This is a genomic window from Neiella marina (assembly GCF_002165625.1).
GTDB lineage: Bacteria > Pseudomonadota > Gammaproteobacteria > Enterobacterales > Neiellaceae > Neiella > Neiella marina.
In genome coordinates this window covers 1-15,351 of sequence record NZ_NGNS01000006.1, presented here as the reverse complement: position 1 = coordinate 15,351, position 15,351 = coordinate 1, and the positions used below count along the sequence as shown (strand labels likewise).

At 47.7% G+C, this 15,351-nt stretch carries 9 protein-coding genes and 1 tRNA gene; 3 read left to right on the top strand and 7 right to left on the bottom strand.

Going from position 1 to position 15,351, the window contains the following annotated elements; all coding sequences use genetic code 11:
• Positions 1 to 2: 2 nt before the first annotated feature.
• The 3 genes from CBE68_RS06950 to CBE68_RS06940 all read right to left on the bottom strand — a co-directional run bounded on the left by CBE68_RS06950 (position 3) and on the right by CBE68_RS06940 (position 2,325).
• Positions 3 to 623, bottom strand: a complete 621-nt coding sequence (locus CBE68_RS06950) for an NAD(P)H-dependent oxidoreductase (protein WP_087505353.1) — start codon at positions 621 to 623, stop codon at positions 3 to 5.
• An 85-nt stretch (positions 624 to 708) separates the two neighbouring features.
• On the bottom strand, positions 709 to 1,938 hold the full coding sequence (locus CBE68_RS06945) for a substrate-binding periplasmic protein (protein ID WP_158100519.1): 1,230 nt from the start codon (positions 1,936 to 1,938) through the stop codon (positions 709 to 711).
• A 57-nt stretch (positions 1,939 to 1,995) separates the two neighbouring features.
• Positions 1,996 to 2,325, bottom strand: a complete 330-nt coding sequence (locus CBE68_RS06940) for a hypothetical protein (protein ID WP_087505351.1) — start codon at positions 2,323 to 2,325, stop codon at positions 1,996 to 1,998.
• A 147-nt stretch (positions 2,326 to 2,472) separates the two neighbouring features.
• Between CBE68_RS06940 and CBE68_RS06935 the strand changes: the two genes are divergently transcribed.
• Positions 2,473 to 3,672, top strand: a complete 1,200-nt coding sequence (locus tag CBE68_RS06935) for a GGDEF domain-containing protein (protein ID WP_087505350.1) — start codon at positions 2,473 to 2,475, stop codon at positions 3,670 to 3,672.
• 46 nt (positions 3,673 to 3,718) lie between these two features.
• Here CBE68_RS06935 and CBE68_RS06930 read toward each other — a convergent pair whose 3' ends face one another.
• From CBE68_RS06930 to CBE68_RS06920, 3 genes are all read right to left on the bottom strand, one after another.
• The gene (locus tag CBE68_RS06930) at positions 3,719 to 4,342 is read right to left on the bottom strand and encodes a beta-phosphoglucomutase family hydrolase (RefSeq protein ID WP_087505349.1); all 624 of its coding nucleotides are present in this window, start codon (positions 4,340 to 4,342) and stop codon (positions 3,719 to 3,721) included.
• 450 nt (positions 4,343 to 4,792) lie between these two features.
• Positions 4,793 to 5,431 carry a hypothetical protein gene (locus CBE68_RS06925; RefSeq protein ID WP_087505348.1) on the bottom strand — a complete coding sequence of 213 codons (639 nt, stop codon included), beginning with the start codon at positions 5,429 to 5,431 and terminating at the stop codon, positions 4,793 to 4,795.
• Between the two features lie 123 nt (positions 5,432 to 5,554).
• A complete protein-coding gene (locus CBE68_RS06920) occupies positions 5,555 to 9,955 on the bottom strand; it encodes an immunoglobulin-like domain-containing protein (protein ID WP_087505347.1) in 4,401 nt (1,466 codons plus the stop codon).
• A gap of 503 nt (positions 9,956 to 10,458) precedes the next feature.
• Here CBE68_RS06920 and CBE68_RS06910 point away from each other — a divergent pair.
• Both CBE68_RS06910 and CBE68_RS06905 read left to right on the top strand, forming a co-directional pair.
• Positions 10,459 to 11,673 carry a helix-turn-helix domain-containing protein gene (locus CBE68_RS06910; protein WP_087505345.1) on the top strand — a complete coding sequence of 405 codons (1,215 nt, stop codon included), beginning with the start codon at positions 10,459 to 10,461 and terminating at the stop codon, positions 11,671 to 11,673.
• 284 nt (positions 11,674 to 11,957) lie between these two features.
• Entirely contained in the window at positions 11,958 to 14,321 is a 2,364-nt protein-coding gene (locus CBE68_RS06905; RefSeq protein ID WP_158100518.1) for an immunoglobulin-like domain-containing protein, read from the top strand.
• A gap of 664 nt (positions 14,322 to 14,985) precedes the next feature.
• Here CBE68_RS06905 and CBE68_RS06895 read toward each other — a convergent pair.
• A tRNA-Ile gene (locus CBE68_RS06895) sits at positions 14,986 to 15,062 on the bottom strand.
• Positions 15,063 to 15,351 lie beyond the last annotated feature (289 nt).

Sequence of the window (15,351 nt, the reverse complement as noted above, 5' to 3'; positions counted from 1 at the left end):
GGTTACCCATGAGTAGTAATAGACAAGTGACTTAAACCATCGTTGAGTACGTTCAATGCCGCGAGGTCCTCAAAACGATAATCATTGTTGTGCAGCGCATGAAGGACTGCTTGCCAGCATTCTAAATGTGCCGATAGGCGTCCTTCTTCAACAGCGGTGCGGCTGCCGAATAAGGCAAATGGTGGTAAGTAATCCATGCCAATCATATTGGCTGTTTGCTCTAGTGGTTGCAGCAACTCTCGAATCGTGAAGTGATTGTAGCCATCGGCACGATAAGCTTTTTCGCTACCACCAGCGGTTAAGGCACAGAGCATTCGCTTGCCTTGCAGAGCGGTGCCGTCATGACCGTAGGCAAAGCCATACTCCAGTACCAAGTCTTGCCATTCTTTTAGAATCGACGGGGTGGAATACCAGTAAAACGGAAACTGGAAGATGATCAGATCGTGATCCAATAGCCGTTGTTGCTCGCGATTAATATCGATATTAAGGCTTGGGTATTCGGCGTATAAGTCGACTGCAGTAATGAAGTCCATTTTGCTTGCCGTGTCGAACATGGGTCGGTTCACTTCCGAGCGGCGTTGCGATGGATGGGCAAACAGCAATAAGATTTTTGATTTATTCATAGTCAGAGATTGGGCGATTGATTTTTAACTGAGCGTCAGTAATAAACTAGCTGCAAACTATCCAACTTGATGAAAACAAGTCTGTTTAATTTAGTTTTGCAGTGATTTGTCGATTGGATAGGGCATGTTCAACGTCGACCCCAACAGTCAGGGCGCCAATAGCCGTTTGCTCTTCATCACTCACAGAAACACTGATTTGAACCTGAAATTTGTGAGTCGATTCATCGTATTTCAGTTGATCCACAAACACCACGTCAGGGCCAACATCGAATGTTTGCGTGAATTTATCCTCATCGCCCTGCCATAAATCGGAAGTCAGATCGCTCATGGCAATCACCAATCCGTTGCGGTCCATGGCGATGATTTCGTTGAATAGACCACCAGATTGGCGCTTTATTTGTTGAAAATACTCAGACAGTAAATTGGTTTGTAGTAATTGAGCATGAGATTGCAATGACGGGCGCTGCTGCTGCCATTGCGCCTCTAAGGCGTGGATTTGTGACGCTGACAGGTAGCTGTTGCGAGCGTTTTGTTGTTTCACGGTATCGGCAATTAACGGGGTATTGATCCAGTTCGCTAACTGCTCGAGAACCACCGTTTTTAGAGTTTGTCGTTCGCTGTTGGAAAGAGTAATGGTGTCATTGGTGCAAGCGGGTGTTTGTTCATTGAATTGAGTTAGAAAATGTTGGCGCTGCTCTACAAATCCCTTGTTGAAATAGACCCCCAATGGTGCATATTTGATAAAAGCCTTGGTGAATTCGGGCTGGATATCGAAGTGAGTGACCAGGGATTCGGTGAATGCTTGGGCGTCTGCTGCAACCGCATGAACGCGCTTTGATAATGCCAGTTTGATCAACTGTGGGTAGCTGCTCACGCGTTGCAGCTTGTGATACCCGAGTTGGCTCAGCCATTGATCTTGATTACTGCCAGAAATGACTCCTATTGGAGTGTTTTCAGTCGGTGACAGCGAAACATCCGCAGCAGAGAAGAAATACCATTTTTCAATGGCTATGGGGGCACTAAGGGTAGCAAAACGATTGATGTTTGGATCATATGACGCACTAAACAAGCCATCAGACAAACCTTGCTCTAAATGTTTTAAAGCGCGTTTCCAAGGCAATATGGTGATATCAGAAGTTAGCTCCATGTGCTGAAAGATACACTGTAGGGTCGCTACGGAGGTGCCGCTGATGGTATCGCCCTGCTGAATTTGATAAGGAGGCGCAAGGTTGGTCACCAACTGAATCGCACCAGCATTTACTCTAGCTGATGACATCATTAAGACGAGGACTATCGCTGCTAAAACTTGATTCATCGTTGTCAACGCTACTGCCAATTGTCTCCTCCACATTCCAGCTGCATTCAGCAGTGACTAGTTATCATCAATTTGCAGAGCAAATTTGCCAGTCATTTTTAAACCATGTTGCTGCTGACACCAAGCTCGATAAGCCACATATGACAGCGCTGCACTGGCTAAATTAAACAGCAAAAATCCAAGGAAAGTGTAAAGCGTGATCCATTGATTGAGGCTATCGACATTAATTCTGGAGGCGGTCTCTGATTGCGCGAGTAGGTTAAGCACCAAGGTCATGGTTAGGGCAAAAGTGACGCTGATAAACAGCGATAGTCGCATGTAAGAGCTAAAGCTCAACTGGATGCGAGCTTTGTGGCCGTAGCTTTCTTCAATTTGCGAGTTACCCACTGCAACCTCTCAGTGCATGCCAACCATGCTAGAAAAGTTTAGATGAAGCTGAGTAATTTCACTAATTGACCAAAGCAATGGGGTCTGTAGTCCATCGATTGTGATGAAAAAACCACATTAGACCACTGAGTCTGAGAACCCTGATCTATGCTTGATCTGATCAAAGTAGATGGAGTGATCTATTTGATGGAGTTGCCACCATTATTTGTTGTCATTGTCGTTGCACTGAATGTAGTGCTGGGGATCCTTGGTGCAGTTTACATGTACTTTGGTACGCCAAGAGTCAACGGCAGTTCCAGCAAGAGCGTGTCTTGTTTTGCCATCTGCTTTTTGATGATCGCGGCAACTTTCTCGATGCTTGGAGTCAGGCCTTACATCGGCTACTTGACCTCCGTGATATTGGTGCATCTGGGTTTAGTCGTGTTCATGTTTGCGCTCATCGCAGGACTGTTGCTAAGACAAGGCAAAAGCATCAGTACGGTGTTGTGTGACTGGCGAGTCATTGTTGCAGTCGTTTCGTATCTATTTATCCAGATTTATCTACTGACTTATCTGTACGACCGAATCGATATCCGCAATATCTTTGTTTTTGTCTTCAATACCACTGTGTATGGATGTTGTTTACGGCTTACGTGTCGCGTTGAAGAGCGTCGTTCATCTGGTGAATTGTTGATGAATAATTCACTCTACCTCTGTTTGTTTTGTGGTTTGCTGCTAGCGGTGATGAGCTTGACGCCGATTGCTGAGGATGTCGCTAGCTTTATTGTCGTCAATACCTTCATCTTCGCAGTTAGTATCTTTGCCTTATTTGGTGGCTTGCACGCCATGCTGTTCGATGATCAAGCCGAGTTATATCGGGAAGCATCAATCACTGATCCGCTGACGCAAATCTACAACCGTCGTTACTTTTATGATCGGGTTAAGGCCGTTGTCAGCCAAGCCAATCGTCATGATTACAAAATCAGCCTACTGATCTGCGATATCGATAATTTTAAGTCGGTCAACGATGATTACGGCCATGACGCGGGTGATAAGGTGCTGGTGGCGTTTGCCAATATGCTAGAGAGAGAAAAGCGTAATGAAGACATTTTGGCCCGTTTTGGCGGCGAAGAGTTTGTTATGTTGCTTCCTAATACCGAGTTGGCAGGCGCGATTGAACTCGCCGAGCGACTGCGACAGAGTACCGAAAAGTTGTTGGTTACTGCCGCTGGTGGCGATATTCATATTACTGCCAGCTTTGGCGTGACATTCTGCAATCCACCAACGGTGGACGACAGTATAACCAAAGCCGACACTGCGCTTTATCTCGCTAAAAAGCAGGGGCGAAATCAAGTAGTGGCTAGCTGAGCCTAATTGCAACTGGCGTCAGTAAGGCACGAATAATGCGTTTAGCTTAACCTGGGATAAGAAAATAGTTGTTTTCGATACCAAACTCTTTCAACACATCAATGCCAGCCATGCCCGCTCGAGACGCTGCTTCAAGCCCCATTTTAGAATCTTCGAACACCAAGCACTTGCTGGGGGCAACTCCCATTAACTCGGCACATCGCAGAAACGTGTCAGGAGCTGGCTTGGGGGCCGCAACCTGATCAGCTCCGACAACATGATCCAGATACTGAGATAGGCCGCAGTGTTGCAATATTTCCTTGGCTTCCTCGGTATAAGCGCCAGTACCAATACTCATGGGTATTTGGCCGACGTACTGTTTGGCCACATTGACTAGCGCGGTTGGTTGCACAAAGCGATGCGACACCTTGCGTACTAGCGCTTCTTTGTAATCATTCATGGTTTGCACTGACTGTACGACTTGGCAATTGAAATCAGCTATTAAGATCTCTAACGTTTCAATCGTCGGCACCCCAGCTAACGATCGCATCTTGGCTGAATCGATTGGAATGCCAAAGTGCTGTAGCGTTTCGCGCCAAGCGAATTCGTGTAATTGACCGCTATCGACCAAGGTGCCATCCATGTCAAAAATGATTGCATCGTAGTGGTCGTAATTGGTGTCCGTCGTCATCTAATAAATTCTCTCAAGTTCATTTCGGCCAACTAGTCAAAGGGGCACTGCAGCAGCGACACGATTCAGTTAGTTTTGGCATGGGATTCGGTGCGCAAGTCTATTCTGCAAGCCTGCCCGATGTCCATTGACTAGTCGGAATCTCTATAGCCAATTGCCATACTGAGCGTTTTTGATTTACGGCTGTCATTCACTCTGTGAGCGATTTGTTTGATTACTATTGGAAGAACTAACAAAGAAACATTCAAACTTAAAAGGTCAGAGGTCTCCCTGACTGTTAGGATAATTGAAGTAGCCACTTATTGTTGCTCCCAAAGAAGTTGAGACACCCAAAAGCGAGGAATAATGCAATGCTTAGCCACTTGGTTCCACTACTTAAAATCTCATACTGGTGGAGCTTATCGACGAGTTGTTACGTTTGGCGTGATTATCTCTAGCAATTAAAAATGCTCAAACGCGACCACAACGGCGACAAGTTTGTTTGCTAGCGAGCTTACCCAAATTGGAAGTGAGTTGAGGCGATGGCGGAACGATGCTTAATTGCGGCGGCTCGTTGGTGCAAGCAATCTTGGTTTTTCCAACAGATAATTCGTTGAGATGTTGCTTAACAGTTCGGTGCAGTCGGTATTTGTGATAGTAGGACAATGGAAAAGGAAAGTTACCATCTAGCTTTAATGAGAAAGCACCCAGTTCAGAGGTAACTGAGAACTGATCGACGCACCAAACTCTTGGGGCTGTTAGTTCACCATGAATGGACGCTGAATCATGAACAATATGGGCACAAACAACCTCTGTCTTCTCGATTCCGTTAGCCACATATAGGATTGCAGTTTCATGTGGAATGTTGGTGTTCAGCGGATACCTGATAGCTCTTTTTAATAGCGTCATATCCAATATAAAGATTGCAGCATTTATCAGCAACAGGCCGGTTGCGTACTGGAGTGTGTTTTGTGAAACAGGGTGTTGAGTATTCAACAGCAAACATGCATACAACAAAAGCAAGTTTTTCAAAAAGATATCGTTTAGCAAGTAAAGTAACGTCAAGTAAGCATTGTTTGTATGCTTATTGTTCTTAAGTGGAAGGTTCATATTGCCAACCTTTGAGGTAGTTGCCTGGCCGCTCGTTTGCGGGCTCCCGAAGTTGAGCTTGTTTGGACTGTGTTCGTCGAACTAGCAACCTTTATAAGCCCCGCTTTAGCGGGGCTTATCGATTTACTCAACGGTTAGTTGAATATTATCCACTTGCAGGTGCATACCTTCCCCCCCTAAGCCATCGAATACGATCGGTTGTGGAACCGATGTAATATCCATTTTGTTGCCCGGGCTTAGGCTGTTGTCTGAGGCGATAAAGTCAGCTACTGGAATGCTATATGACTGGAAGTCACCACCTGCTACTGGCAAGCCGCCATAAGAACTGAGTTTGACGTCACTCAAACTAGGCCAGCCGCTGTCCATCTTGACCAGGACATCGGAATTGGTACCTAAGGTGATCACTTTGACATCGAACTTCAGGTAGCCGCCACTGTAGCCGCTCAAATCAAGCGGGGTGTTGCCAGGAGTAATCAAGTAGAAGTTGCCAATTGTTGCAATTGGACCGTCAATGACACCGTTTTGCACCGTGATTGAATCAGTGCCAGGCCAGGTACCAAAGGTATAGCCCGCCGCTAGCGCATCGGTAAACATGACAATATCTGCCAATGGCGCAGTGGTTGTTACATTGGTGGTCAGTGGCGATGATTGCTGAGCATCATCATCAATTGCCACAATGCTCACTTGGTAGCCGGTTGCCGGTGCCAAGCCCGACAGTGTTGTCACTGATTCGGTGACAACCAATTGATTGGTATAACTGGCACCATCGGTAACCGTGACTTGATAACCGCTGACTTCACCATCGTCGGTTGCATCTGGCCAGTTGAGTGTGGCTTGTGACTGAGTCACCGCAGAGACCGCAATGCTGCCACTCAGGGTTGGCGGTAAGTTGGCATCGGCCGACAACGTGGTGAACACCGTGCTGGCTACATCAGACTGATTGTTTTCAGCATCATAAGCGACCACTGATGCGCGGTACGTGGTATTCGGTTGCAGATCGGTCAAGACAACGTCGGTGCCTTTAACGGCCTGTACGCGAACGACTTCGGCGGTGGTGCTCAGGTGCAGGAGGTAACCAACAACCTGAGTATCATCGGTTGCTGCAGTCCAGCTAAGCTCGGCACTGGCTTTGATGACATTGCTCGCAGCAACGCCTGCCGGGGCAGTCGGCGCTGTTACGTCACCATTGGCAGCGCTGCCAATCTTGGTTGCAAAACCGAATGGTACTGCGTCAAGGGCAGTGCCATCGCTAAAGTTAATGGTCTGCATTTCACCAGTAAAGTTATACGCTACGTAAGTGTTGGTGCCATCTTTGGCAAATACCATTGCCGCAGGATCTGAAGCGGTAATGGAGCCTGGCATGCCTGTTGCTGGCTGACCTAAATTCTTCCAAGTGTGAAGCCAGTGATAGGTGTGGGCTTTGGTTTCACCTTGCTCGGCGTTATACACCGGCATGCTCTCGTAGTCGGCAATCGCCGCATCGGCATCATTCATGGCCCATAGGTTCCACCAGATGTCGCGCCAGTTGTCCTCAGCCAAACCAGATGGTTTTTGGTTGCTTGATTCACTCAAACCAAGGCTGACGTAATCGGCCATGTAATCTGGATACTGAGCAACATGAATGGTTAGCGGGTTAATTGGCAAGCCTTGAATACCCAAGATGTGAGCGTAAAGCGGGCTGAACCAAGTTGAGAACACGGCACCATCACCCCAAATAATCGAGGTGGTGATGTTGTTATAGCCACTTGGGAAGTTATCGGCTTCGGCAGAGACGTTGTTGTAACCATCAATGTTGTTCCAATACTGCCAATAGGTCGCCGTAGTTGAAGCATGCATATAGATGGCGCGATCAACCAAGTCTTGTTGATCGGTAATCATGCCGTACAAGGCCATTGCACCGTAGGCATTGGCTGCTTCTGAGGTTGATTCGTTGTTGTTACCACGGGCAAAGTTCACTGATCCTGATGCCCAAGAGAAGCCGTTGGCTGGGTCAAAGTGGCGCAGGTATGGGAACAGTGCATCATTGCGATCAGCGGCATAATCACGAATCAACAGCTCGACCATGGCACCATATTGGTCGACATCGCACCAGCTGCGGTCAACTCGACAGATTTCAGCGGCTGCACGAATGAAGTAACCGTAATGGAAGTGGTGGTCATTAAGCAGCTGGTGACTCATGAAGGACTCATCGACACCGAGAAGGGTGTTCCATTCCTGGTCGTAAACGAAGTACTTCTTCTCATCGAGTTGACCACTGGTATCGGCGGTGAACCAGTCTTCTAGTTCCGCTTTAAGCCAATCAATCAACTCATCTGCTTCTGATTCCATACCAATTGAGCGCGCAATTGCAGCTAGCTCAGCAACTTTGCCGTAGTTTTTGCCTGCCCAGTAGGTATCTTCAAAGGTATTCCACTCGCTTTGGTCTTGTGCCATGAAATCATTGATCAAGCCTTGCAGGGTTGGCATGTCGTAGTCACCAAGTACCGATGGCATGGTTGGCAACACACCAATATACGGCAGTTGATAGCTGAACTCATCGGTTTCACTGAACTTAATCACGCCACGGGCACTGCGAACGTTATATGCGCTAATGTCGCTTTGGTCGGCGTTATCAATGTATTTCCAATGAAGCGGGTGTAAGCCTGCAAGGGTATCAATGGGTTGATCTTGCGCGTCTAAGTAACGGTGAGTCACAGTGACTTCTTGAGTCGTTGCGTTTACTGAGTACTCGATATCGGCGTTGGCAACCACGTTGCGCGCATATTGCTTGAATTTGGCAATCGCACTGGCATCTGGGTTATCACCCAAATTATTGGGCATGGCTACTAAGGTGAATTCATTGGCCGCATTCGAGATACCGATTTGACTGGTGGTGGTGTTGCTGAAGCTCGTTGCTCCCTCACCAACGACCAAGAAGTGTTGCTTGCCACCGGCTACCGCAGTCCACACACCAAGGCTGTCAGCATCTTCATGGTAAGTGCCTTTCTCACCGCCGTCGTCGCGGAATGTTTTTATCAATGGTTGTCCGTCGAACGCTTTGACATAAACATAAGGCGAGCCATGGACAAAGGTGGCTTCCATTACGGCTTGACCGCCTGATTGCCATTCAACCGTAACAGCGCCATCACTGGATTCTTTTAAGAATGCCTCCATATTGCTGTGGGCACTGTTGGCAATCGCAATCCCATCAAACACTTCGGCAAATGGATCTGGAATGGTGTACTGGAAATTAATGGCATCGGTTACCCGCAACCCAACCGGTAAATTTAATACCCGAATACCTGCGTTGCTTACCCGCGCCATAATCGGATCGGGGGTGATATAGCCTGCTGAGTTTGGATCGCCTAACTGCATCTCACCTAGGAATGAGACCGAGCCCCACCAGCGGTGCGCAGCAACTGGCTCTTGGGCCGCAGGCCCCGTCACTTGTGGATGACGTTTAACCGGTTCACCAATGGCCTCGCCATCGGCGGTACAGCCAGCAATTCCTGGCTCGGTAACACCGGCGCTGTATACCCAGAAACCATAGTCTTCGACACAGCCGTAACCATCTGGATTAAAGCTGGTGGCAACATTACCGGCGCCATAGGCCATGAAACCTGCAGCATCAGGTGCCGGATCAATGACTGGCTCACGGCTTAGTAATTGTGCTGTTGGAGTAAATGGCGACTGTGGCTCAATCGGTACATCGTTTGGATCGGTAACAAAAACAGAACGAGTCACAGAAGCTTGGTTGCCCGCACTATCAACGGCGGTATAAGTAACCGGATAGTTGCCAACGGTTGAGGTGTCAACGGAACCAGAAATAGAGACGACCAAGTCGGTATCAACATTATCACTAACGCTAGCGCCTGGCTCGTTGTAGGTATCGTCCAACGATACGTACATGTTGGCGCTGCCGTTTAAGGTGATCACCGGTGGCTGACTGTCCACCGCAGGGGCACTGACCATCACGGAACGAGTGACGATGGTTTCATTACCGGCGCTATCGGTTGCCATATAAGTAATGGTGTAGGTGCCAGGGCTGCTGCTATCGACGTTGCCTGATATAGCCGCGACTAAATTGTTGTCGACATTATCGGTGACGGTGGCACCCGGCTCGGCATAGCTGTCGCCAACCGTAAGCTGCATTGGGTTGCTGCCCAGTAGTGTGATTTGGGGGGCTTGGGTGTCAACGCCTGGTGCCGATACGACAACGGTTCGGGTCGTGGTTGCAACATTACCTGCGGCATCTTCAGCGGAATAGGTAATGACATAGGTGCCAGGGGAATTAGTATCGACAGAACCAGACGCTTCGGCCTGCAAGCCGTTATCAACATTATCGGTAACGGTGGTACCTGGGTCTGTAAATTGGTCACCAACGTCAATGGTCATGGTGGCATTACCATTTAACGTGATCACGGGGGCTTGGGTATCGGTGCTAGCAGGTGGCTGCGGAGTGGGGCTACCTCCGCTACCGCCACCACAACCTACTATCGAGGCTGAAATAAGCGAAAGCGTGAAAATCTTTAAATTGTCGTACATCGTGGGTTCCGTCAGATTGTTGTTTTTAGAACGGGACCTTTGATAACAATCGTTAATAAATTGTTAGTCCGACTATCTGCACTTACTCAGAATTTAACCATTAGTCGGCACAATAGATGACGCAATGTGACGGAGGTCACTTTGCTGTTTAGGTGCTGTCCAGGGTATGCCAGAGACTGAAGTTTTGACTGTAGCGAAGACAGCCAGCGCTTATCATAGCGGCGAAAAGTCCGGTTGTGGAACCTGCCAAGAAAGCCTCAAAAATACTTTGTTTATTACCTTGTTCGAGGCGCTTAAAAGTGAGTCGCAGCTCAAATATTTGAGTATGAGTAGAAGTTCCGGAGTCGGACTGTTATTGATTTTTATGGCTTTTTACTTTCATTCAGCAATCTGAGCATCGTCCTGCGTAGAATGGTTTGGCAAATTTATGTACCATTTCGAGCCCGATACCTAGGTGGTTGTTCTGCTGGTCGCGGGCGAAGCGTTGGGTAAGAGGGGGCATTATGGATCACGTTATTTTCAACTTGAACGATGTTGTGTTGTGTATGACGTCCTTCATGTCCTGTGTGCTGGCTGCTCTTTACTGGAAGACCCAACAAACTTCGCGCAAGAGCACCCTATTCTTGATTGGCTTTTTGTTATCTCACGCGCTGTTCGCGGTTCATGAATTGACGTATTACGGCGAGCAAGTCCGCTATGTCATTTTGGATGTCAATCCGAACTTGTTTTTTTTAGGTAGTGTCGCCTACTGTATCGATGGTGTGCTGCTTTACCTTTTCACCCATGCTCTCATCTACAAAGGCTTCACCTTCAAACGACAGCACCTCTGGCATCTGCTGCCGCTCATCGGATACTGCATCTACCTTGGTTTTGTTTATCACTCACAGAGCTGGGCAGACAAAACTTCAATCATCAGGAACTGGTACTTAACTGAAACACTACACTTTGTCAGCGTTGAGTTTCTGATTCGCTTGATACGGGTGGTCTACGTCGCTTATTGTTTACAACTACTGGCCAATTATACCTCGGAGCAAATGCAACGACTTGCCGACCCGGCCAAGGTCGATATTACTTGGCTTAGAACCGTCATCATTGGTTTTATTTTTGTGTTTTCGGTTGAAGCACTGATGAGCGGTACCAACATTGTTCGACTCTTGCGTCCCGCCGAAACTGGCATCCTGAGCCTCATTGAGCTGGAACATTTGAGCTTTTTAGGAGAACTTACTAATTACGCCGATTTCCTCTTATTGCTATCACTATTGGTATACAGTCTGGCCAGAATCTCCTCTGTTGAACAGGTTAAAGAGCTGGAAGGACAAGATGAGCAAGAAGAACTGCCCGAGCAAGATGATGAATTAGAGGGAGTGGGAAGAATTAAGCGTTACATGGAAGAGCAAAAGCCTTACATGAACGCTGAAATAACCTTACCGCAGCTCGCCGATGCGCTTGAGTTGCACCCGAAGGTATTGTCGATGACATTGAACCATCACTTTCAGCTCAACTTTTATGAATTTGTTAATGGTTATCGTATCGAAGAGGCCAAGCACCTGCTTGCTACTGATGAAACCATGTCCATCACCGACATTTACTTCTCCGTAGGCTTTAACAGCAAATCTGTGTTTTATCAGTTTTTTAAGAAAATTGAGAAAATTACGCCAACCGCTTATCGAAGAAAATGCCGGGCTGCGAAAACCGCCGATGCGATCGCCACTGATTAGCCCAGTGCTAAGTCGTTGGTGACTGCTGTCTAAAACATCCAACCACTAGCGATTCGGTCAAGTCAAAAAAAGTATGATTTAGCTCTCTTTTTTGCTCTTGGTCTGGCTATTGGAGAGCTCCTCGAACCTTTTTGCTTGCCAATCTGACTAACTCGCAAGCGCTCGAACTCTTTTTCCCCAAATCCACCTGATGATGATGTTTCTCGTTTGAAGTTGAGTTAGCCAACGGCTCTGGCTGAACGACTCAACATCAAGCTTGTTTCACTAATTCAAGTAGGATGAATATGAATTATCAACATAGCCTAACGGCAGCAGCGCTATTATCGCTGCTTGCAGCTGGTTGCGGCTCCGGCTCAGATAGCACTCCACCATCGTCAGCTGGTGATACCGTAGCGAATGATACCTTGGCCCCTGTAATCTCCTTGATCGGCGAATCGACAATGACGATTACCGTCGGTGATGACTTTAGCGATCCTGGCTCGACGGTGAGCGACAATGTCGATAGCGATTTAGTCGCGGTTGCCTCTGGAGCTGTCGACAACATGACCCCAGGATCGTATGTGATTACGTACATGGTTAGTGATGTTGCCGGTAACGAAGCAACCGCTACCCGAACAGTGGTCGTTGAGGCTGCTCCCATTAGTGACTCCGAAGCTCCGGTGATAACTTTGAATGGCGAGTCCTCGATGACATTGCTGGTTGGTAACGACTATCAGGAACCCGGAGCAACAGTGACCGACAATGTTGATACGGGGTTGGTGGCGGCTATTGCTGGCTCGGTCGATACCACTACGGCTGGGACCTATACGGTGACTTACAGTGTTTCTGATGCGGCAGGTAACCAAGCAACGGCTACTCGTACAGTCATCGTCAATGAGGTTGTGCTCGTGCCTCCTCCTATTGAGGGAAACGCCTATCTTTTTCATTCTCTAAACGACGATTCATACTACTTTGAGTACTGGGGAGACACATGGGGTACCAACACTCAGTACACCGATCAACCTGCTGATACAACTTATGCCAAGGCGCTTGAGCTGACCAAAAGTGCCTCATGGGGGACGGTTGTCGCTTGGGGTAACGATGCCGCAAGACCTGAGAACTTCATTGATGTTTCGGCATATACGCATGCTCGGTTCAAGGTCAAATCGGATACCTTCACCGGTGTTCAGGTGTTTGTTCAAAGCGCTTCTGAGCCTGAGCTAAACGTCTCTTATGACTTTGCTCAGGGCACTGATTTGGGCAACGGCTGGACTGAAATGGAGGTGCTTCTTTCCGGCGTTACCGATATGACCTGGTTCTCGTTAAACTTTATTGGTGATAGTGGCACTGTGTTGCTAGCCGATCTGTACTTCACGACGTTGGAACAAGAAGATGCGGGCGGGCCTGCAATGGCTGCACCCATGTCTCCTCAGTTTAGCGATGAAGAAGTTGTTGTGCTTTACAGTGACAGCCTGACCCAAGACAGCTTTATTGGTGTTTGGCGAGCAGATTGGTGGAATGCCCCGCTTTACTCTGAAGGCGATATCGGCGGTGATCATTATGCTCAATATGAGATAACAGCTGGCGGTACAGAAGGCGGGGTCGCAGGCCTTGAATATGGTTTCGAGATCGCGCCACTCGATGCGTCGGCAAAAACGACGTGGAATTTTGACATGTATGTGGAAAGTGGTATCCGTCAAATTTCACTGCAATTGGTTTCGACCGATGGCGGCGCCACTTATGTGATCAACAACCCTGCTACCGATACTTGGGTTTCATGGGATATTTTCTATTCCGAGATGACCAACAACGCAGGGGGAGTACTGAACCCTGGAACCCTGCAAGCCATTGGTATTCAACTGTGGGGAGATGCTGGTCAATCGGTTTATCTCGATAACATCTATTTCTCTGGCGAGTCGCTTATGTATGACTTAAGCGTGACCGTAACGGATCAGTCAGATAGTCCAGTTGTTGGCGCGGTCGTTTCAGTTGGCAACGTGTCGGCAACAAGTGATGCCAGTGGTTTGGCAACGCTAACCTTGCCAGAAGGCGACCATAAAGTTGTGGTTAATGCTCCAGGTTATGGCGTAGCTAACGCGACTCAGGCGCTAAATGGTGGTAATAGCTCTTTGGCCATCAGCATCGTTGCCGAAAACCCTGGCCCAGTTACAGCAGCGCCAGTACCAACAGTAGCAAATGAAGATGCTTTGGTGCTCTACAGTGATGCTTTGGCAGTAGATAAGCCTATTATGAATTGGGCTGATAACTGGTGGAATGCGCCAACTTTTTCTGAAGTGGTTGTTGGTGGTGACAACATTGCCAAACTACAGATCATTCCTGAGGGAACGGCTGGTGGCGTAGTTGGCATTCAATACGGGATTGAAAGCGGTGCATTGGATGCTTCAATGGCGGCTGGGATCCGTTTCGACATGTTTGCGACCAGCGGCATTACTCAAGCAACGTTCCAAGTTGTGCCAAGTGGCGGCGATGCCGGAGTTTACACCTTGCCTAGTTTGACCACCGGGCAGTGGGTCACCGTTGATATTCCGTTTTCTACAATGATCAACGGCGACAGCTTGGATACAGCCAATCTAGCTCAATATGGTGTCCAGCTGTGGGGGACCACAAGTGATGCCCTGTACCTCGATAACATCTACTTCTACAAGTAATCCCGCTATAGTTAGTAACTAGGAAAATCACATGAAAACGGCCACTTTTGGGGCCGTTTTTGTTAATCAGACAAAAAGAGACGAAGAGGCTTAGTTGAGCGTCATTATTGTTTTGCCCTTGAACACCAAGCAGGGGAACGTTTCGGGAAATAGAAATGGTGCCCACCCTGAGTTGAATTTAGCTTACAAGTGGTTGATTTTTATTGAGTGTTTTTTTGGTGGTTGTTTGGAAAGTACTTTTTGTAGTACTTAAAATAATGACATTAGTTAGTTGCAAGCTAAAGAAGCGCTCTCTTTTAGTTTTTGTCGATAAGCTCTTATGGATGGTGATCTCGTTCAGCGATTTGTATTTGAAACCGACTAGAATGACTATTGTGATAGCGTCTTCCTGACATGAGGGCGAGACCTGTTCAGGCTTAGTTCGGCTGGCTCGCTCAAGCATCACGGAATACAGTACAGGGATAGTATCAATACCATATGTTTTAAGCCGTATTTTGGTAGTTCTTACACATCTCAATATGTATTTTTATACATAAAGCTCATTAGTACTTCAGCGGTTGGCTCTGATGAAATTTACTTGAGTCATCCCTGAATAATAAAATAGCGTTAAGGCCTGATTTTATTGGGGGATTAGGTTCTTTTTGAACATTGTGGGAAATAGAAATGGTGGCCCCACCCTGACTTGAACAGGGGACCAATCGATTATGAGTCGACTGCTCTAACCAACTGAGCTATGGGGCCATTGCGTTTGCTGGCGCTACAGAATGTAGTGCGGCGATGCAAAGTGGGCCAGATTATATGAACAGCTCCGTTAACTGTCTAGGCTTGTTTTGCGCTTTGTTGCAGATGTTCGAAAGTTATCAGCTGTTTGCTGTCTTTTTGAGCAAATTTATTGGCCAACAAAGAAAAAGCCCGCTCATCGTAGCGCAATGCTGTTCACTTAAGAGGGGCGGCATTGCGGTTTACCGGATAACGGGTCTTGGATATTTTCACCGCCCTAGGCCTTGACGGCCTAGGGCGTTTCTCTATG